General features: G+C 36.5%; 16 protein-coding genes. 10 read left to right on the forward strand and 6 right to left on the reverse strand.

From position 1 onward, the window contains the following. Window positions 1-22: 22 nt before the first annotated feature. From NPX36_RS13595 to NPX36_RS13635, 9 genes are all read left to right on the forward strand, one after another. The gene (locus NPX36_RS13595; protein WP_257499271.1) at window positions 23-1,036 is read left to right on the forward strand and encodes a M28 family metallopeptidase; all 1,014 of its coding nucleotides are present in this window, start codon (window positions 23-25) and stop codon (window positions 1,034-1,036) included. A 1-nt stretch (window position 1,037) separates the two neighbouring features. Further along, complete coding sequence (locus tag NPX36_RS13600; protein WP_257499272.1) at window positions 1,038-1,496, forward strand: hypothetical protein; 459 nt, start codon at window positions 1,038-1,040, stop codon at window positions 1,494-1,496. A 69-nt stretch (window positions 1,497-1,565) separates the two neighbouring features. After that, window positions 1,566-3,338, forward strand: a complete 1,773-nt coding sequence (locus NPX36_RS13605) for an AMP-dependent synthetase/ligase (protein ID WP_257499273.1) — start codon at window positions 1,566-1,568, stop codon at window positions 3,336-3,338. 10 nt (window positions 3,339-3,348) lie between these two features. Further along, a complete protein-coding gene (locus NPX36_RS13610; RefSeq protein ID WP_257499274.1) occupies window positions 3,349-4,065 on the forward strand; it encodes a carboxypeptidase-like regulatory domain-containing protein in 717 nt (238 codons plus the stop codon). Window positions 4,066-4,197: 132 nt separating this feature from the next. After that, a complete protein-coding gene (locus NPX36_RS13615) occupies window positions 4,198-4,626 on the forward strand; it encodes a MarR family winged helix-turn-helix transcriptional regulator (RefSeq protein ID WP_257499275.1) in 429 nt (142 codons plus the stop codon). Between the two features lie 21 nt (window positions 4,627-4,647). After that, window positions 4,648-7,038 (forward strand): 3-hydroxyacyl-CoA dehydrogenase/enoyl-CoA hydratase family protein, encoded by a 2,391-nt coding sequence (locus tag NPX36_RS13620; RefSeq protein WP_257499276.1) that lies wholly within the window; start codon window positions 4,648-4,650, stop codon window positions 7,036-7,038. A 104-nt stretch (window positions 7,039-7,142) separates the two neighbouring features. Then, on the forward strand, window positions 7,143-7,499 hold the full coding sequence (locus NPX36_RS13625; protein ID WP_257499277.1) for a four helix bundle protein: 357 nt from the start codon (window positions 7,143-7,145) through the stop codon (window positions 7,497-7,499). Between the two features lie 111 nt (window positions 7,500-7,610). Then, the gene (locus NPX36_RS13630) at window positions 7,611-8,795 is read left to right on the forward strand and encodes an acetyl-CoA C-acyltransferase (protein ID WP_257499278.1); all 1,185 of its coding nucleotides are present in this window, start codon (window positions 7,611-7,613) and stop codon (window positions 8,793-8,795) included. Window positions 8,796-8,824: 29 nt separating this feature from the next. Further along, the gene (locus tag NPX36_RS13635) at window positions 8,825-10,621 is read left to right on the forward strand and encodes an acyl-CoA dehydrogenase family protein (protein ID WP_257499279.1); all 1,797 of its coding nucleotides are present in this window, start codon (window positions 8,825-8,827) and stop codon (window positions 10,619-10,621) included. 69 nt (window positions 10,622-10,690) lie between these two features. Here the strand turns inward: NPX36_RS13635 and NPX36_RS13640 are convergent, their stop codons facing one another. The 4 genes from NPX36_RS13640 to recG all read right to left on the reverse strand — a co-directional run bounded on the left by NPX36_RS13640 (window position 10,691) and on the right by recG (window position 16,065). Beyond that, a complete protein-coding gene (locus NPX36_RS13640) occupies window positions 10,691-11,407 on the reverse strand; it encodes a carboxypeptidase-like regulatory domain-containing protein (RefSeq protein WP_257499280.1) in 717 nt (238 codons plus the stop codon). A 78-nt stretch (window positions 11,408-11,485) separates the two neighbouring features. Continuing rightward, the gene (locus tag NPX36_RS13645) at window positions 11,486-13,300 is read right to left on the reverse strand and encodes a DEAD/DEAH box helicase (protein WP_257499281.1); all 1,815 of its coding nucleotides are present in this window, start codon (window positions 13,298-13,300) and stop codon (window positions 11,486-11,488) included. Between the two features lie 71 nt (window positions 13,301-13,371). Then, window positions 13,372-13,953 (reverse strand): non-canonical purine NTP diphosphatase, encoded by a 582-nt coding sequence (locus NPX36_RS13650; RefSeq protein ID WP_257499282.1) that lies wholly within the window; start codon window positions 13,951-13,953, stop codon window positions 13,372-13,374. Window positions 13,954-13,956: 3 nt separating this feature from the next. Further along, a complete protein-coding gene (recG, locus tag NPX36_RS13655; RefSeq protein ID WP_257499283.1) occupies window positions 13,957-16,065 on the reverse strand; it encodes an ATP-dependent DNA helicase RecG in 2,109 nt (702 codons plus the stop codon). Window positions 16,066-16,180: 115 nt separating this feature from the next. Between recG and NPX36_RS13660 the strand changes: the two genes are divergently transcribed. Continuing rightward, a complete protein-coding gene (locus tag NPX36_RS13660; RefSeq protein ID WP_257499284.1) occupies window positions 16,181-17,206 on the forward strand; it encodes a peptide-N-glycosidase F-related protein in 1,026 nt (341 codons plus the stop codon). 69 nt (window positions 17,207-17,275) lie between these two features. On the opposite strand, the gene dnaB is transcribed toward NPX36_RS13660, so the two are convergent. Both dnaB and NPX36_RS13670 read right to left on the reverse strand, forming a co-directional pair. Then, on the reverse strand, window positions 17,276-18,802 hold the full coding sequence (gene dnaB / locus NPX36_RS13665) for a replicative DNA helicase (RefSeq protein WP_257499285.1): 1,527 nt from the start codon (window positions 18,800-18,802) through the stop codon (window positions 17,276-17,278). A gap of 150 nt (window positions 18,803-18,952) precedes the next feature. Beyond that, window positions 18,953-19,906 carry an acetyl-CoA carboxylase carboxyltransferase subunit alpha gene (locus NPX36_RS13670; RefSeq protein ID WP_257499286.1) on the reverse strand — a complete coding sequence of 318 codons (954 nt, stop codon included), beginning with the start codon at window positions 19,904-19,906 and terminating at the stop codon, window positions 18,953-18,955. Between the last annotated feature and the right edge of the window lie 18 nt (window positions 19,907-19,924).

Raw genomic sequence — 19,924 nt, forward strand, 5'->3', positions numbered from 1 at the left:
TCTGTAAACTAAAATCACAAAAATGAATTTTAAACCTATTATTTGTCTTTTTATCGCTGCCGGATTTTTAAATTCAAACACCATTTATGCTCAAAAACAAAAAGATCGGGTAAAAGAAATGATGGAAAACTTATCGAAAGACGAACTAATAAAACATCTTTCTATAATTGCGGGCGATGAAATGGAAGGTAGAAAAACAGGCGAAGCCGGGCAGAAAATGGCGGCAAATTATATAAGGAATATTTATAAAAGTTTAGAAATAGAAGCCTTGCCAGGAACAGATGATTATTTTCAGATGGTGCCTTCGGATGCCATGAAGCGGATGTTTAGCCCCAAACTGAACGACAGCGAAAATGTGGTGGCTTATATAAAAGGCAGCGAAAAACCCGATGAATATTTGGTGATTTCTGCACATTACGACCATGTGGGAATTGCAAATGGCGAAATATACAATGGCGCTGATGATAATGGAACAGGAACAACGGCTTTGTTAGAACTAGCACGTATGTTTAAAATTGCTGAGAAAAACGGTAACGGACCAAAACGTTCGATGGTATTTCTGCATTGCACCGGAGAAGAATATGGTTTGCACGGTTCTCGCTTTTTTGTGAATTCTAAAATAATTCCTTTAGAACAAATTGTTGCAGATTTGAATGTGGATATGATCGGAAGAAGAGATTTTACGTATCAAAAAAATAAAAAAGAATACATCTATTTGGTGGGAAGCGATAAATTAAGCACCGAATTGCACGATATTTCTGAAGCCATGAATAAAAAATATACCAATCTGGTTTTAGATTACACCTATAATGATGATAAGCATCCCGAAATGATTTATTACCGTTCTGATCATTACAATTTTGCAAAATACAACATTCCCGTAATTTTTTATTACAGCGGGGAACATGCCGATTATCATAAACCCACAGATACAGTTGATAAAATTGATTTTGACGAAATGCTGAAACGCACACAGCTTATTTTTGTAACAGCTTGGGAACTAGCAAATAGAAACGAACGAATTAAACTAAAATAAAATGATGAAAAAAATCATAACAACTTTCCTTTTACTTTTTGCAATTGCAGCCACTTTTGCACAAAACAGCCACGAAGACATTCAAACAATTCAAAACTATATCCAAAAAACCTCTCAAAACGAATGGTTTGATCCCATCAACAAAAAAGGAAGTCTTTCTAACGATGCAACTTATGACACCGCTTATTATTTGCTTTCGAACGATTCGGTATTTTCCATTATTCATACTGTTTATGAAAAACATACCTTGCAGAAAGTTTTTTATTATAAAGAAGGGGCGTTAATAGCTTGTATTGTCGAAGAAACCGATGCAAACAACGCCAATAGATTGTTGCAATATGCCGATTATTTTTTTAAAGACGGGGCACTTTTAAACACTGGAGACGAAAAACAGGCATTTCCTGCTGCTGCACTTTATACAGAAGGAATGGAGAAATTGCAAAATGTTCCGGTTAATTAAAATTTTCACTTGCTTTTTTCATAAAAAAACTATACTTTTCAATTGCAATAATTAAAACACAGAAAATATATGTCTCAAATAGGTAGATTATTCGATATTCCTTATTATCAGTTGCAACACTATCCGTTAGAAAAAGCTTTTTCAACAAAGCAAAATGGCGTTTGGAAAGCAACAAGCATTCAAGAATATATAGAACAAGCAAATTATGTTTCCAAAGCGTTGCTTGCAATGGGAGTTAAAAAAGGCGATAAAATTGCACTAATAACCTCAACAAACCGTACCGAATGGAACATTATGGACATTGGGATTTTGCAAACCGGTGCCGCAACCGTTCCTATATATCCAACTATTTCTGAACACGATTACGAGTATATTATAAAGCATTCCGAAAGTGTGTATGTGTTTGTTTCCGATAAAACCATTTTAGAAAAATTAGACCGGGTAAAGTTCAACATTCCTAAACTGCGCGGTATTTATTCGTTTGATGAAATTCCGGGCTGCGCCAATTGGCAACAAGTTGTTACAGCAGGAAAAGAAGCAATGAACGATGCCGAATTAGAAGCTGCGAAAGCCAATGTAACTCCAGATGATTTAGCTTCAATCATTTATACATCAGGCACCACAGGCACTCCAAAGGGCGTGATGCTTACGCATAACAATATCATCAGCAACGTTTTAGGTTCGTCTGAACGCGTTCCTTTTGAAAGAGGAAGTTACACTGCGCTGAGTTTCTTGCCGTGCTGTCATATTTTTGAGCGAATGATTTTGTATTTATTTCAATATATGGGTGTATCAATTTACTTTGCCGAATCAATTGAAAAAATATCTGACAACCTACAAGAAGTAAAACCACAAGTAATGACAGTTGTGCCAAGGGTTTTAGAAAAAGTGTTCGATAAAATTTATGCCAAAGGATCTGAACTTTCAGGTATTAAAAAAGCATTGTTTTTCTGGGCATTGCGCTTGGCAGAAGACTTTAAACCTTACCAAGCAAACGGTGGTTTTTATGAATTTAAGTTGAAAATTGCCCGCAAATTGATCTTCTCTAAATGGCAGGCCGCGTTGGGTGGAAACTTAGAATTGTTAGTATCCGGATCCGCCCCACTTTCGCCACGCTTGGCGCGTATTTTTGGAGGAGCAGCTATTCCGGTGATGGAAGGATACGGTTTAACCGAAACTTCTCCGGTAATTTCGGTAAACGACCAACGAAATAATGGCTGGAAAATTGGCTCTGTGGGTAGAGTTTTGAGCAATGTGACCGTTAAAATTGCAGAAGACGGCGAAATTTTGTGTCAAGCACCATCAGTTGCAGAAGGATATTATAAAGACCAAGAAAAAACGAACGAAGCTTTTATTGATGGTTGGTTTCATACAGGAGATATCGGTGTAATTGATGCCGACGGCTTTTTATTTATTACCGACCGTAAAAAGGAAATGTTTAAAACCAGCGGCGGTAAATACGTGGCCCCACAAATGATTGAAAATGCCATGAAACAATCGCGTTTCATTGAGCAGATTATGGTGGTGGGCGAAGGTCAAAAAATGCCCGCAGCGTTGATTCAGCCAAATTTTGATTTTATTAAAGAGTGGGCCAACCGCAACAAAGTAAACCTTGGTTTTACACTTGATGAAGTAGTGAAAAATGAATTGGTTATAGAACGTATTCAAAAAGAAATTGAAACTATCAACCCGCAATTTGGTAAATGGGAACAAATTAAAAAGTTTGCACTCACCCCAAATGTTTGGAGCATTGATACCGGCGAATTAACCCCAACGCTCAAACTAAAACGTAAAGTGATTCTAGAGAAGTATAAAGATTTGTATGAAAAGATGTATTCTTAATTGATTTGGAATGTCAAACAATGTAATCATAGTAAACATTCAAAATCCATGTGATGAAAAATGGAATAAGATGCAACCTCATGATAGAGGGAAATTTTGTATGCAATGTTCGAAAGAGGTTATTGATTTTACAAAGTTAGATAATAAAGAAATCATTCAGATTATTAAAGAATCAAATGGTAGAATTTGTGGTAGAATGTCAATATCACAGTTAAATAATCCAATAGAAATTCCATCTAAAAAAAGCTGGTCAAAAGTATACAAAGCATTAACAGCAATCTTTTTAATTGGATCAACAGGAAGTTTGTTTGCAACAAATCTGCCGTTAACAACAAACAATTTTAATATTTCTAAAGATGAATCTAATTACAAGAGAATTAATTTAAAGCAAATTAAAAAAGATAGTTTAAAAGATATAATAAAAGGACAAGTTTTAACTGAATTTGAAGAGCCTATTCCTGATGCTATTATAAATGTAGAAGAATTATACCTATCTGTTAAGAGTGATGAAGAAGGGAATTTTTCAATTGTTCTACCAGATAATTTTTCTTTAGATTATATTACACTCAATATTGAACATGAATATTATGTAACTTATTCTATAAGAGTTTTTAAAAAAGATTTACCTATTGAAAGAAAATTCTATTTAAATGAAGAAGTAGTTTTAATGGGAGACATTATGATTACTTATAAACCTAAATGGTGGCAATTCTGGAAAAGATTCTAAATACATTAAATATTTACGTTAATATACCTTAAAAATTAACTATAACAATTCTTTTAACGAAAAATTAAATTCAAAATAGTATGCGTGCATACTATTTTTTTATTATATTTGGTAAGGTTAAGCAAAACAAGAATGAAAAACACTACAATTGATTCCGTAATAAAAAATACATGGCAGGCTATTGCCCGCATGTACAACGAAGAAGCATCAAAATACGGTGCCTCAATGGCATTGGGGTATGCGTTGCTAAATATCGATAAAGAAGGAACGCCGTCAACTGCTTTGGCGCCACGCTTGGGCATGGAACCTACAAGTTTAACGCGCACCTTAAAAACAATGGAAGAAAAAGGGTTAATCATTAAGAAAAAAAACCCAAAAGACGGTCGGGGTGTAAACATTTATTTAACGCCACTTGGTGTTGAAAAACGGGGATTATCCAAACAAACAGTTCTAAATTTTAATAATAAACTTTTAGAAACCTTTTCGCAACAAGAAATTGATAGCTTTATTGAAATGTCAGAAAAAATTCAAAACATCATCATCGAGAGAAAGAAATTTTAAGAAACCAAACCTTATATAAATATGAATAGATTAATAAAAAAAGTGGCTGTTATTGGTTCCGGAATCATGGGGTCAGGCATTGCATGTCACTTTGCAAACATTGGCGCTCAAGTGTTGCTTTTGGATATTGTTCCCAACCAGCTTACTGAAGCCGAAGAAAAAAAAGGGCTTACACTTAACGATAAACTGGTAAGAAACCGAATCGTGAACGAAAATTTAGCAACAGCTTTAAAATCGAGCCCCTCACCTATTTACGACAAAAAATTTGCCGACAGAATCTCAACTGGAAACACAACAGACGATCTTCCGAAAATTAAGGATGTTGACTGGATTATTGAAGTGGTTGTGGAACGTTTGGATATTAAAAAAGCAGTTTACGAGCAAATTGAAAAATACCGCAAGCCTGGTACTTTAATCACATCAAACACTTCCGGAATTCCGATTCATTTTATGAGCGAAGGAAGAAGCGAAGATTTTCAAGAACATTTCTGTGGAACCCACTTTTTTAATCCGGTTCGATACTTAAAATTATTCGAAATTATTCCCGGACCTAAAACCAAACCCGAAATATTATCATTCTTAAATAATTACGGTGAAAAATTCTTAGGGAAGACATCGGTTGTAGCTAAGGATACACCTGCGTTTATTGGTAACCGAATTGGTATTTACGGCATTATGAGTCTTTTTCATTTGGTAAAAGAAATGGATCTAACCATTGAAGAAGTAGATAAATTAACCGGACCGGTAATCGGCAGACCAAAATCGGCAACATTCCGTACGGTTGATGTGGTTGGTTTGGATACTTTGGTGCATGTTGCCAACGGTTTGTATGAAAATTGTCCGAACGATGAAGCACACGAACTATTCAAACTGCCCGATTTCATCAATCACATGATGGAAAATAAATGGTTGGGAAGCAAAACCAAGCAAGGTTTCTATAAAAAAGTTGATAAAGATATTTTGTCACTCGATTTGAATACATTGGAATATCGCCCCAACAAAAAGGCATCTTTTCAAACATTAGAATTAACCAAAACTATTGACAATGTTATTGATCGTTTCAAAGTTTTAGTAAACGGAAAAGATAAAGCCGGTGCATTTTACCGAAAATCTTTTGCGGGCTTGTTTGCGTATGTTTCTAACCGAGTTCCCGAAATTACCGATGATTTATATAAGATAGACGATGCCATGAAAGCTGGTTTTGGTTGGGAACACGGACCTTTCCAAATTTGGGATGCTATTGGTGTGGAGAAAGGTATCGAATTGATCAAAGAAAGCGGTGAAAACGTTGCCAATTGGGTAAACGAAATGTTGGCATCGGGCAATACATCATTTTACACAGTTAAAGAAGGTGCTACTTATTATTATGATATCGATTCAAAATCGCAACAAAAAATTCCGGGGCAAGATGCGTTTATTATCTTAAACAACATTCGCGATACCAAGAAAGTTTGGGGTAATGCCGATACTACATTGTTTGATTTAGGCGATGGCATTTTAAATCTGGAATTTCACTCCAAAATGAACTCGATTGGTGGCGGTGTGATCAGCGGAATCAACAAAGCGATTGATGTAGCCGAAAAAGAATACAGCGGTTTGGTTATCGGAAATCAAGCAGCAAACTTCTCGGTCGGTGCCAATTTAGGCATGATTTTCATGATGGCGGTTGAGCAAGAATACGATGAATTGAATTTCGCCATAAAATCGTTCCAAGATACCATGATGCGCGTTCGTTATTCAGGCATTCCTGTAATTGCAGCTCCGCATGGAATGACATTGGGTGGCGGTTGCGAATTGGTGATGCATGCAGACAAAGCCGTTGCAGCAGCAGAAACCTATATTGGTTTGGTTGAATTTGGTGTAGGTGTAATTCCTGGCGGTGGCGGATCGAAAGAAATGACCTTACGTGCAGCAGATCAATTCAAAAAGAACGATGTGAAGCTGAATATTCTGCAAGAATATTTCCTAACAGTTGGTACGGCAAAAGTTGCTACATCGGCATACGAAGGGTTTGAGAACGGTGTTCTTTTACCAACAAAAGATGTGGTGGTGGTAAACAAAGACCGACAAATTGCCGAAGCGAAAAAACATGCGCTACTAATGGCTGAAGCTGGTTACACCCAACCTGTTCCTCGCAAAGATGTTTTGGTTTTGGGTAAACAAGCATTGGGTGCTTTTTTGGTAGGAACAGACGGCATGATGGCTGGTAAATACATTTCTGAACACGATAGAAAAATCGCCAACAAGTTAGCCTATGTAATGGCAGGTGGCGATTTATCAGAACCTACATTCGTATCCGAACAATATTTGTTAGATCTGGAACGCGAAGCATTCTTAAGTTTATGTACCGAACGAAAAACGTTAGAACGTATTCAGTTTATGTTAACTAAGGGAAAACCGTTGAGAAACTAGAGAGTTAACTGTATAGTGTAGTGTTGTATATTGTATAATAAAGTACTATGAGTATAACATTTTATAATATACATTATACAAGAATACAATTTACAACAAAAAACATGAATTATTTTAAAGAATTAAAAGTTTGGCAAAAGGCAATTGAATTAGTTACTGAAACTTATTTAGTAACTAAAGAATTTCCAAAAGATGAGCTTTTTGGTTTGGTTTCTCAAATCAGAAGATGTGTTATTTCTATTCCTTCAAATATTGCTGAAGGTTGTGGAAGAAAAACTAATAAAGATTTTAGTAACTTTTTAGGGGTTGCTCTTGGTTCTTCTTTTGAGTTTGAAACACAAATTATCATTTCTAAAAATATTGGCTATTTAACTAATGAACAATTCATATTATTAGAGTCTGAAATTCAACACATTCAAAACATGATTATTAAGCTCCAATCATCTCTAGAAAACAAGTAAATAGAAAATGTATATCGTATAGTTGTATAATGTAATTACGATATACAACATACAATAATACTTTATACAGCAAATAACAATATACATTATACAATAAAAATACATTTTACAATGAGCAAAACAGCATATATAGTAAAAGCATACCGAACAGCCGTTGGGAAAGCTCCAAAAGGATTGTTCCGATTTAAAAGACCCGATGAATTAGCGGCAGAAACCATTGAGTTTATGATGAACGAAGTGCCGCAATTAGACAAAAAACGCATTGACGACGTGATGGTTGGAAATGCCATGCCCGAGGCCGAACAAGGTTTAAACATGGCGCGATTAATCTCGTTAATGGGATTAAAAATCACCGATGTTCCTGGCGTAACAGTAAACCGTTATTGTGCATCGGGAATCGAAACTATTGGTATGGCAACAGCAAAAATTCAATCGGGAATGGCTGATTGCATCATTGCAGGTGGTGCCGAATCAATGAGTTTTATACCCATGGGCGGCTACCGTGCCACACCCGATTATAAAGTAACCGCTGCCGGTAACGAAGATTATTACTGGGGAATGGGCTTAACAGCGGAAGCAGTTGCAAAACAATTTAATGTGTCGCGCGAAGATCAGGATCAATTTTCGTTTGAATCGCACATGAAAGCTTTAAAAGCACAAGCAGAAGGCAAATTTGACAATCAAATCGTACCTATTACCGTAGAAGATACGTTTATTAACGATAATGGTAAAAAAGAAACAAAATCCTATACAGTTACAAAGGATGAAGGACCACGCGCTGGTACAAGCATTGAAGCACTAGCAAAACTAAAACCAGTTTTTGCTGCCGACGGTTCTGTTACCGCAGGAAATTCCTCTCAAATGTCTGATGGTGCTGCCTTTGTATTGGTAATGTCTGAAGAAATGGTAAAAGAATTAAACTTAGAACCAATTGCCCGCCTGGTAACCTTTGCATCGGCTGGAGTTGAACCAAGAATCATGGGAATTGGTCCGGTAAAAGCTATTCCAAAAGCATTAAAACAAGGAGGTTTACAACAAAATGATATCGAATTAATTGAACTAAATGAAGCTTTTGCCGCACAATCATTAGCGGTGATTCGCGAGTTAGATCTAAACCCCGAAATCATCAACGTAAACGGTGGAGCCATCGCATTAGGTCACCCGCTAGGCTGTACGGGTGCCAAATTATCTGTACAATTGTTCGATGAAATGAAACGCCGTGGCAATAAATACGGTATGGTTACCATGTGTGTGGGAACCGGACAAGGAACAGCCGGGATTTATGAATTGCTTTAATAACTAATCAAATTTAAAATACAAACGATATGAGCGATATAACAAGAGGTGGTCAATTTTTAGTAAAAGAGACCTTAGCAGAAAACATTTTTACACCCGAAGATTTTTCGGAAGAACAAAAAATGATGCGCGATTCAGTAAAGGAATTTATTGATCGCAAAATTTGGCCTAATAAAGATCGATTCGAGAAAAAAGATTATCAATTTACCGAAGAATGCATGCGCGAAGCTGGTGAATTGGGCTTTTTAGGCGTGGCAGTTCCAGAAGCTTATGGCGGTTTGGGAATGGGCTTTATATCAACCATGCTTACCTGCGATTACATTTCAGGCGCAACAGGTTCATTTTCAACAGCATTTGGCGCACATACCGGTATTGGAACCATGCCTATTACCTTGTACGGAACCGAAGAACAAAAGCAAAAATACGTTCCTAAATTGGCTTCGGGCGAATGGTTTGGATCGTATTGCTTAACCGAACCTGGCGCAGGATCTGATGCAAATTCAGGGAAAACAAAAGCGGAATTGAGTGCCGACGGAAAATCGTACAAAATAAACGGACAAAAAATGTGGATTTCAAATGCCGGTTTTTGTCATTTAATGATTGTTTTTGCACGAATTGAAGACGATAAAAATATCACTGGTTTCATTGTGGAATACGACGTAGAGAATCCAAATGGAATCACATTGGGCGAAGAAGAACACAAATTGGGAATCCGCGCCAGTTCAACACGTCAAGTGTTTTTTAACGATACGATTGTTCCTATAGAAAATATGTTGGGAGGTCGTGGTGAAGGCTTTAAAATTGCCATGAACGCTTTAAATGTGGGTAGAATTAAATTAGCTGCTGCGTGTTTAGATTCGCAACGTCGTTTAATTACACAATCGGTAAACTACGCCAACGAACGCGTACAGTTTAAAACACCTATTGCCAACTTTGGTGCCATTCGTTCAAAAATTGCCGATTTAGCTACCAATGCTTATATTGGTGAATCGGCTTCGTACAGAGCTGCAGGTGACATCGAAAACAGAATCAATGCGCGTTTGGCCGATGGAAATTCGCATCAGGAAGCTGAATTAAAAGGTGTAGAAGAATTTGCAATTGAATGTTCTATTCTAAAAGTTGCCGTTTCGGAAGATGTACAACATTGTGCCGATGAAGGTATTCAAATTTTCGGTGGAATGGGCTTTTCAGAAGATACACCAATGGAAAGCGCTTGGAGAGACGCCCGTATTTCTCGAATTTATGAAGGAACTAACGAAATCAACCGAATGTTAACCGTTGGTATGCTCATTAAAAAAGCAATGAAAGGTCATGTTGATTTATTAGGTCCGGCGATGAAAGTGGGCGAAGAATTATTGGGAATACCCGATTTTGAAACTCCAGATTATTCCGAATTATTTGCAGAAGAAAAAGCATTAATTGCAAAACTGAAAAAAGCCTTTTTAATGGTAGCCGGTTCGGCAGTACAAAAATACGGCACAGAATTAGATCAACACCAACAATTATTAATGGCTGCGGCTGATATGTTGATTGAAATTTATATGGCAGAATCAGGTATTTTGCGTACCGAAAAGTTAGCTAAAAATAGTGGCGAAGAGGCAGCAAGTGTACAAATTGCCATGGCAAAATTGTATTTATACCAAGCTGTTGATATCATTTATACCAAAGGAAAAGAAGGAATTGTTTCGTTTGCAGAAGAAGATGAACAACGTATGATGCTAATGGGCTTGCGCCGTTTCACAAAATACACCAATCAACCCAATGTGGTACAGTTGAAAGAAACCATTGCCAGCCATGTAATTGCAGAAAATAAGTATAGTTTTTAATAGTTAGTTAAGTTTATTAAAAAGCCGTTTCAAGATTTTGAAACGGCTTTTATTATTTTTAAAAGTGTATTATTTCCCTAATTTATAATTTTCATAACACTCGTTTACGGCATTAAAGATTTGATAGTCGTTTGCAGTATAAATAAAGCGTTCCGATTGATTGCAACGTTGTAAAACCTTTACGATATCTTCCTTAGAAATATTCAACAAAGCAGAAACCATTTCGCGATCGTATTTCTTTTTCATTAATTCAATCAATTCCACTTCTTTGCGAATTTGATTAATTTTCTTGGTTTCGCTAGAATTTCGTTTAATAGCATTGTAAATTCCGTTAATAGGATTTAACCCCCGGTTGTAATTGGCTGCAAAGCCAGTGGGACCAAAATCACGATAGTACGGATAATCAGCTAATGCGATCAGCTTGGCATCTACAGCTAAAATTCCGGTTAGTTTCAGCGTATTGATCACCACCTCATCCAACACAGTAGAAAGATCTTTAATGTAAATATTCATTTTACCCTCTTTGTACCAATCATTCGTAACTTTTATTTTTAGCGAGCGGAATCCTTCTGATGAAACATGCAATGTATCGTTTACTTGAGCTAATATAGAAAAACTGCCGTCGGGATTGGTTTGGGCTACTTTTAAAGAGTTTAGGTTTACAATGCTTGCGTGGGATTCTGGTTGATAGCTAAGTTCGCTAAAAACGATTCCTTGAATGTTTTTTTCTTGTGCAACAATTGTAATTGATAAAAGTAGAAAAAATAAAACTGCGAAATATCTCATATTGTTTTTAGTATGCACCAAAAATAAAAGATATTTCGCAGTTTGTGTTATTTATTTTGTAAATATTAACAACAAATCTTAGTTTGATCTACGCGGACGATCACCACGAACCGATCTTCGTTCATTGCGAGCCGGTCTATCGTCTTCCCGATTGCGACCAAATCGACGCTCACCTCCACTCGATCTTCTTTCTGATGAGGAACGATCGCCACGGAAACCGCCACCTCGTTCGCCACGGAAACCACCACTTCTACCACGTCCGTTGTGATCTCTTCGTGATGAAGAAGAAGAACCACCACTTGTAGAAATTTCTACGTTTACTTGACGACCTTCGTGGTGCATATTGTTTAATATACCCATAATGCGTTCGCTGTGTGAAGCATCGGTGTTAAAGAATGAAAATCCTTCTTTCACATCAACTTTAAACAAATCATCTCTGCCTAAATCTAAAGTATCACGCAAGAAATCTTTCAAACTCATCCAATCAAAATTATCGCGCGCACCAAGGTTTAAGAAATAACGTACAGAACCATCTGCATTTACTTTGGCTTCACCTTTTTCACGAGATTTTGGAGAATCGATTGTATTTTGTTTTTTGTAATATTCGATAAAACGATTAAATTCTACAGAAAACATTTTTTTGATTAATTCTTCTTTCGTTAAATCGCCTAATAATTCTTCGATTTTTGGAAGATATTTATCAATTTCCGGATCAACTTCAACTCCTTTAACTTTATTTGCTAAGTGAATTAATTGTACTTCGCAAATTTCCATTCCGGTTGGAATTGGCTTTTGAACAAACTTTGTTTTAATGATTCGTTCAATCATCTGAATTTTTTTGAATTCAGATTTGGTTACGATAACGATTGATGTACCTGTTTTCCCGGCACGACCTGTACGGCCTGAGCGGTGGTTATAGGTTTCAATTTCATCGGGTAATTGGTAGTTGATAACGTGTGTAATATCGTCCACATCAATTCCGCGAGCGGCTACATCGGTAGCGACCAACATTTGAATTTGGCGGCCACGGAAAGCTTTCATCACGCCATCGCGCTGTGCTTGCGATAAATCGCCGTGCAGTGCTGCTGCGTTGTATCCGTCTTCAATCAACTTTTCTGCAACTGCTTGTGTATCGCGCTTTGTTCTACAGAAAACCACTGAAAAAATATCCGGATTCATATCTGCCAAACGCTTTAAAACCGGGTAACGATCACGTGCACCCACTAAATAATATTCGTGCGATACGTTTACCGAACCTTGATTTTTATGCCCCACCGTAATTTCTTGCGGACGTTTCATAAATTCTTTAGCAATTCGTGCAACCTCTTGTGGCATGGTTGCAGAGAAAAGCCAAGTATTTTTCTCGTCTGGCGTATCCGATAAGATGGATGTGATGTCTTCATAGAATCCCATGTTCAACATTTCATCTGCTTCATCTAATATACATGTTTGGATATTTTTAATGTTAACATAGTTTCTGTTAATCATATCCTGCATACGACCTGGTGTTGCCACAATAATTTGTGCACCACGCTTCACTTCTTTTGCCTGCTCTGTAATGCTGGCTCCACCATAAACAGCAACTGTATGTAAACCCTTTACATATTTTGAATATTGCTTAATTTCGTTGGTGATTTGTAAACACAATTCTCTGGTAGGCGATAGGATCAATGCCTGTGTGCTTCTGTTCTCTGGATCAATTTTTTGAATCAGAGGAAACCCGAAAGCAGCTGTTTTCCCAGTACCCGTTTGCGCCAGTGCAACGATATCAGTATCTTGTTGCAACAATAAGGGAATAGCTTTTTCCTGAACCTCTGAAGGGTTTTCAAAACCTAAGTCTTGAATTGCTTTTAATAGCAATTCGTTTAATCCTAATTCTTGGAATTTATTCATATAATTTTTAAAATAGCTGCAAAGGTAGTGTTTTTTATGCAGATATTTGTATTAATTATAGGTTAAATTATTTATTTTTGAAAGTCATTCAAAAACTCCACTAACTTTTCAAAAGCTCTTCCACGGTGGCTTAATTTATTTTTTTCTTCTAAAGACATTTCGGCAAAAGTGCTGCCTAAGTTTTCAGGTTCAAAAATAGGATCGTAACCAAAACCGTTTAATCCTCTTTTTTCATTTCTAATTTCGCCTTCCACAATACCAGTGAACAAATGTTGTTCGTTATTAATATTTAAAGCAATAACCGTTTTAAACTGTGCTTTTCGATTGGTTATATTCTGTAATTTTTGTAAAACTAATTCCATATTTTTTTCAGCATTTTTATCTTCGCCAGCATATCTGGCAGAATAAACCCCTGGTTCGCCATTTAAAGCATTAATTTCTAAACCGGTATCATCGGCAAAACAAGGCAATCCGTATTTTTCGGTGATGTAATTGGCTTTAATAATGGCGTTTTCTTCTAACGTTGAGCCGGTTTCGGCAATGTCATCGGTACAGCCAATTTCTTCTAATGTGACAATTTCAATAGATTTTGGTACTTGATTTTGAATTTCTTGTACTTTGTTTTTATTGTTTGATGCAAATATGATTTTCATAGGTTAACTTATATAATTCCAAATATTGTTTTTCTTAGCGAGTGTTTCAAACACATATTTAAGTGGCTGATGTTCTGGTTTTTCTAGATTGATATCTTCTTTTAAAAGTTCAATTGCCTTTGTTCGTGCCAATTTTAATATATCTTGATCTTTCACCAAATCGGCAATTTGCAAATTCAGCACACCGCTTTGCTGTGTTCCCATAATATCGCCCGGACCCCGAAGTTTTAAATCGATTTCTGATATTTCAAAACCATCATTTGTTCGGCACATGGCATCCATTCGTACTTTTGTATCGGCACTTAGCTTGTTTCCGGTCATTAAAACGCAGAAACTTTGTTCGGCACCACGACCAACGCGGCCTCGTAATTGATGCAATTGACTCAACCCAAAACGTTCGGCACTTTCAATAATCATTACCGATGCGTTGGGCACATTAACCCCTACTTCAATCACTGTGGTAGCAATCATAATTTGGGTTTCGCCTTTTACAAAGCGCTCCATTTCGGCATCTTTATCTTTAGAGGGCATTTGTCCGTGCACCACACTCACCCGATATTGTGGAAAAGGAAAATCGCGGGCAATGGCATCATATCCTTCCATTAAATTCTTATAATCTAACTTTTCACTTTCTTGAATCAACGGATATACAATATAAATTTGTCGGCCTTTTGCAATTTCTTCCTTAATAAAATGCCAAACTTGCAAACGCTTGCTTTCAAAAAAATGCAGTGTTTTTATGGGTTTTCTTCCAGGCGGTAATTCATCTATCACCGAAACATCTAAATCGCCATACAAACTCATAGCCAACGTACGCGGAATTGGGGTTGCGGTCATTACCAAAACGTGCGGTGGCAATATGTTCTTTTTCCACATTTTAGAACGCTGTTCCACTCCAAAGCGATGTTGTTCATCAATAATTGATAAACCCAAGTTTTTAAATTGTACTTTATCTTCTAACAAAGCGTGCGTTCCTATTAAAATATGAATGGTTCCATTTTCTAGTTCTTCGTGAATTTGATTGCGTTCTTTGGTTTTGGTGGATCCAGTTAGCAGCGCCACTTTAACATTTATTTTATCAGCCAATTCTTTAATTCCTGTAAAATGTTGATTGGCAAGAATCTCAGTCGGTGCCATTAAACATGCCTGAAAACCGTTATCTAAAGCAAGCAACATACTCATAAAACCAACAATGGTTTTACCAGCACCCACATCGCCCTGGAGCAAACGATTCATTTGTGCTTCGTGTGCCATATCAAGCCGGATTTCTTTCAACACCCGTTTCTGAGCATTTGTTAAAGGAAAAGGCAAATGGTCATGATAAAAAGTATTGAAATAAAGCCCTACATTTTGAAACGCAAAACCTTTAATTTTCTGTTTTCGAACCAAATTTTTCGACAATAATTGTAATTGGATAAAAAACAACTCCTCAAATTTTAATCGAAATTGGGATCGGTTTAATAAATCGGTGTTTTTGGGAAAATGAACGTTAAAAAAAGCTTCATTTTTTGGCAACAGCCGTAATTCATGAATTATTTTTTCAGGAAAAACCTCTTTAAACAAATGATGCGTTTCCAGGAAAACCTGCTGCATCATTTTGGTAATGCTTCGGTTAGAAATATTTTTCTGATGGAGTTTTTCTGTAGATGGATACACAGGTTGCAAAGCAGATTGTAGGCTTTTTTTATGTTCTTCAACGGTTTCCATTTCTGGATGTGGCATAGAAAACAATCCGTTAAAATGATTGATTTTCCCAAAAATCACATAAGGTGTATTTAACTGTAAATTTTCCTTAATCCATTTATGCCCTTGAAACCATATCAATTCCATTTCGCCCAAACCATCAGTAAAAATAGCAACCAAGCGACTGCCACGTTTCTGTTCTACGGTTTTAATTTTGATAATCTTTCCAACCAATTGCACTTCTGCATTTAAACCTGCATGCAGCTCGTTGATTTTATAATATTTTGTTCGATCTAAATATTTATACGGATAAAAATTTATTAAATCTTTATAGGTAAAAATTTGCAGTTCTTTTTTTAAAACAGCAGCACGTTGAGGACCAACTCCTTTCAAGTATTCTACGGGCGTGTCTAAAACATTTTGCTGCATTTTCTAATTTTTTTTGTAAAGTTAAATGTATTTCATGAATTTTTCAAAATGTAGAAATAGATTATTGTTTAAGCGATCTTTATGTTATATTTACAAATAATTAACAACATTTCAAATGAAAAAAATCATTACCTTATTATTCTTTTCAGCGTTTACATTGATTGCATGTAAAGATGATGAAAAAACAAACGATGACCCAGCAAGAACCATTAACGTTAAAACTTTTGACAAAGTAAAAGTTGCTTTCGGTGACAATTTATCGCAAAGTGCAGAAGGAACCTTTACTTTTCCTGACAATTTAGACAATGTTAAGACCATTAAAATGTATATCAAAGATATTTGTCCAAACAAAGATTGCGATGAATGGGACAGGTATGCTAATATCTACGCAAAAGATAAAGCTACGGGCACATGGTATGAATTGGGGAGATTTATCAATCCATATTGGGTAGGAAATGAAAAGTTAGAACGCGGATATGAAGTTGATGTAACTGATTTTAGATCTATTTTATCAGGAACAACCGAGTTAAAGATTTATACAGAAACATGGAACGCCAAAGGCCGTACATATAGTGTAGAATTTGATTTTGAACCAGGTACACCCGATTATAAATATTCTGCTGTTGTTCCTGTGATTCAATACAATAAATCATCTATTGATGGGGTGCCTTATGGAACTAATTTTGACACAAATGTATTCGATTTAACAAAACAAATTACGATACCCACTAATACAGAAATTGCTTATTTTAGAACCATTATTTCTGGTTGGGGGCACGCTACGCCAAACGATGCAGGCGGTAGAGGCTGTGCAGAATGGTGTTTTCGTACGCATCATATCCTCATAAATGGTAACCCCACTTTTTCACATGAATTAAAAGCGATTGGTTGCGCACAAAACCCAGTTAATAATCAGGCGCCAGGCAACTGGAAACCAGAGCGTGCGGGTTGGTGTCCGGGTATGGTTGTTCCTGTACGTTTTAACAATATCGAAAAAAATATGTTTGGCACTGCCTTTAACTTTGAATATGATTTTGAAGATTGGACAAATAACAATGGTAATGGTAACGCTTTTTATGCGGTTTCTACCTTTGTGGTTGTAAAAAGTAACGCACCAATTGAAAAACCTATTGTCAATTAAGTGCAACGAATATTGCTAATCTAAAAAAAGGTGCTTTCCTATTAAGAAAAAGCACCTTTTTTATAGTTCTTAAAACGGAACATCATTATCATCACTAAAACTGCTTCCAAAAATTTGATCGCTCGGTGGCAAATCATTTGCTAAGTTTCGGTCGTTCATACTTGATGGAAACTCATCAAATGGCATAAAAGCATCATCTAAATTGTCGAATTTACCAAACTTACCTAAGAATTTCAATCGAATGTTATCTAAACCACCGTTACGGTGCTTTGCAACAATAAATTCTGCTTGTCCTTCCGTTGGGCTTTGTTCTTCATCGTCCCAAACATCAATTTTATAGTATTCGGGTCTGTAGATAAAGGAAACGATATCGGCATCTTGCTCAATCGCTCCCGATTCACGCAAATCTGAAAGCAATGGTCGCTTTGATGAGCCACGTGTTTCTACTGCACGTGATAATTGTGAAAGCGCAATAACCGGAATATCCAATTCTTTTGCCAAACCTTTCAAGTTTCTCGAAATGGTTGAAATTTCTTGCTCTCTGTTTCCTCCTCCTTTTCCGTTTCCGCCAGCTGTCATTAATTGTAAATAGTCAATAATAATCAATTGAATATCGTATTGCGACTTTAAACGTCGGGCTTTTGCACGCAAATCAAAAATAGACAAAGATGGGGTATCGTCAATATACAAAGGCGCTTTTTCAAGGTCTTTTACTTTTACGTTGAGTTGCTCCCATTCGTGTTGTTCTAATTTTCCGGTACGCAATTTTTCAGACGATAATCCTGTTTCTGATGAAATCAAACGGGTAATTAGCTGAACACTCGACATTTCTAGTGAAAAAAACGCCACACCTTTGTTGGCATCAATAGCAATGTTTCGAGCCATTGAAAGTACAAAAGCCGTTTTACCCATACCGGGACGAGCTGCAATGATGATTAAATCGGAAGGTTGCCATCCTGATGTTAATCCGTCTAGTTTATGAAAACCGGTTGGCAATCCGGAAAGTCCTTCTCGTTTGCCAATTTCTTCAATACGTTTTTTTGCTTGTGCAACCAAAGATTGCGCCGTTTCGGTACTTTTCTTAATGTTTCCTTGGGTTACATCGTATAATTTTGATTCGGCTTGATCCAATAACTCAAAAATATCTGACGATTCATCGTATGCATCTTCAATAATTTCAGACGAAATTTTGATTAAACTCCGTTGAATGAATTTTTGAAGAATGATGCGCGAGTGAAACTCAATATGTGCAGAAGAAGCAATTTTCTGTGTGAGATTGATTAAATAAAAATCTCCTCCAATTAGCTCTAATTTGCCATTTTTGCGCAGCTGTGTGGAAACCGTTAAAATATCAATAGGTTGACTGGCTTTGAACAGCATTTCAATAGCTTCATAAATATGTTTATGAGCTTCTTTGTAAAATGCGTCGGGTTTTAAAATGTCAATTGCGTCATCAACTCCTTTTTTATCAATCATCATTGCGCCCAACACAGCTTCTTCTAAATCAACGGCTTGCGGTGGCAGTTTACCTTTTTCTAAGGTAATAATGTTCTGATTAATTTTAAAATTAGGATTTAATACTTTCTCTTGTTCCATTCAGCGAATTTAGTTTTTTTAAACCTATTTTACTAAATAAATTTATTAACTATTTGGTTAAAGTTTTTTAATAATAATTGTTGATAAGTTATCAGCCAAAAAAAGCTGAACTTTATTGCTCAGCTTCTTTATACAGTATATAATTACAACCTATTCAGAGAATTCTCCCATGTTTGAATATTTGTCTATACGTTCGTTAATAAGTTTATCAATGTTTTTCTTTGCTAATTCTGCATAGGTTTTAACAATGGTTTTCTTCACCGTTTCAAAAGTAGCTTCACGGTCGTAATGAGCGCCGCCTAATGGTTCAGGTATCACATCGTCTATCAATTTGTTCTTTTTCATATCAACCGATGTTAGCTTTAAAGCATCGGCAGCTATTTCTTTGTATTCCCAACTGCGGAATAGAATGGAAGAACATGATTCAGGAGAAATCACAGAGTACCAAGTGTTTTCTAGCATAAAAACTTTGTCGCCTACTCCTATCCCCAACGCTCCGCCTGATGCTCCTTCACCCACAATGATTACGATGATGGGCACTTTTATACGGAACATTTCAAAAATATTGCGTGCAATGGCTTCTCCTTGTCCGCGTTCTTCTGCTTCCAAACCTGGGTAAGCCCCTGGTGTATCAACAAAAGTTACAATTGGAATATTGAATTTTTCTGCCATACGCATTAAACGCAAGGCTTTGCGGTAACCTTCTGGATTTGCCATACCAAAGTTGCGGTATTGACGGGTTTTGGTATTGGTTCCTTTTTGCTGACCGATAAACATAAATGATTGATCACCAATTTTACCCAAACCACCAATCATAGCTTTGTCGTCTTTCACGCCTCTGTCGCCAAACAACTCTAAAAACGTGTCGCCACAAATGGCTTTGATATAATCGAGTGTATAGGGGCGGTTGGGATGGCGCGATAATTGTACACGTTGCCACGCATTTAGGTTGCCATATATTTCTTTTTTGGTTTCTTCTAATTTTTTTTCGATATTTTTACAAGTTTCAGTAACATCCACATCGGACTCTTGCCCAATAATCTGGCATTTATCTAACTGGTCGTTTAACTCTTTTATAGGTAACTCGAAATCTAAATACTCCATAAACCTTGTTATTTTGTC

Source organism: Paenimyroides aestuarii (assembly GCF_024628805.1).
In the GTDB taxonomy this organism is placed as follows: Bacteria; Bacteroidota; Bacteroidia; order Flavobacteriales; family Flavobacteriaceae; genus Flavobacterium; species Flavobacterium aestuarii_A.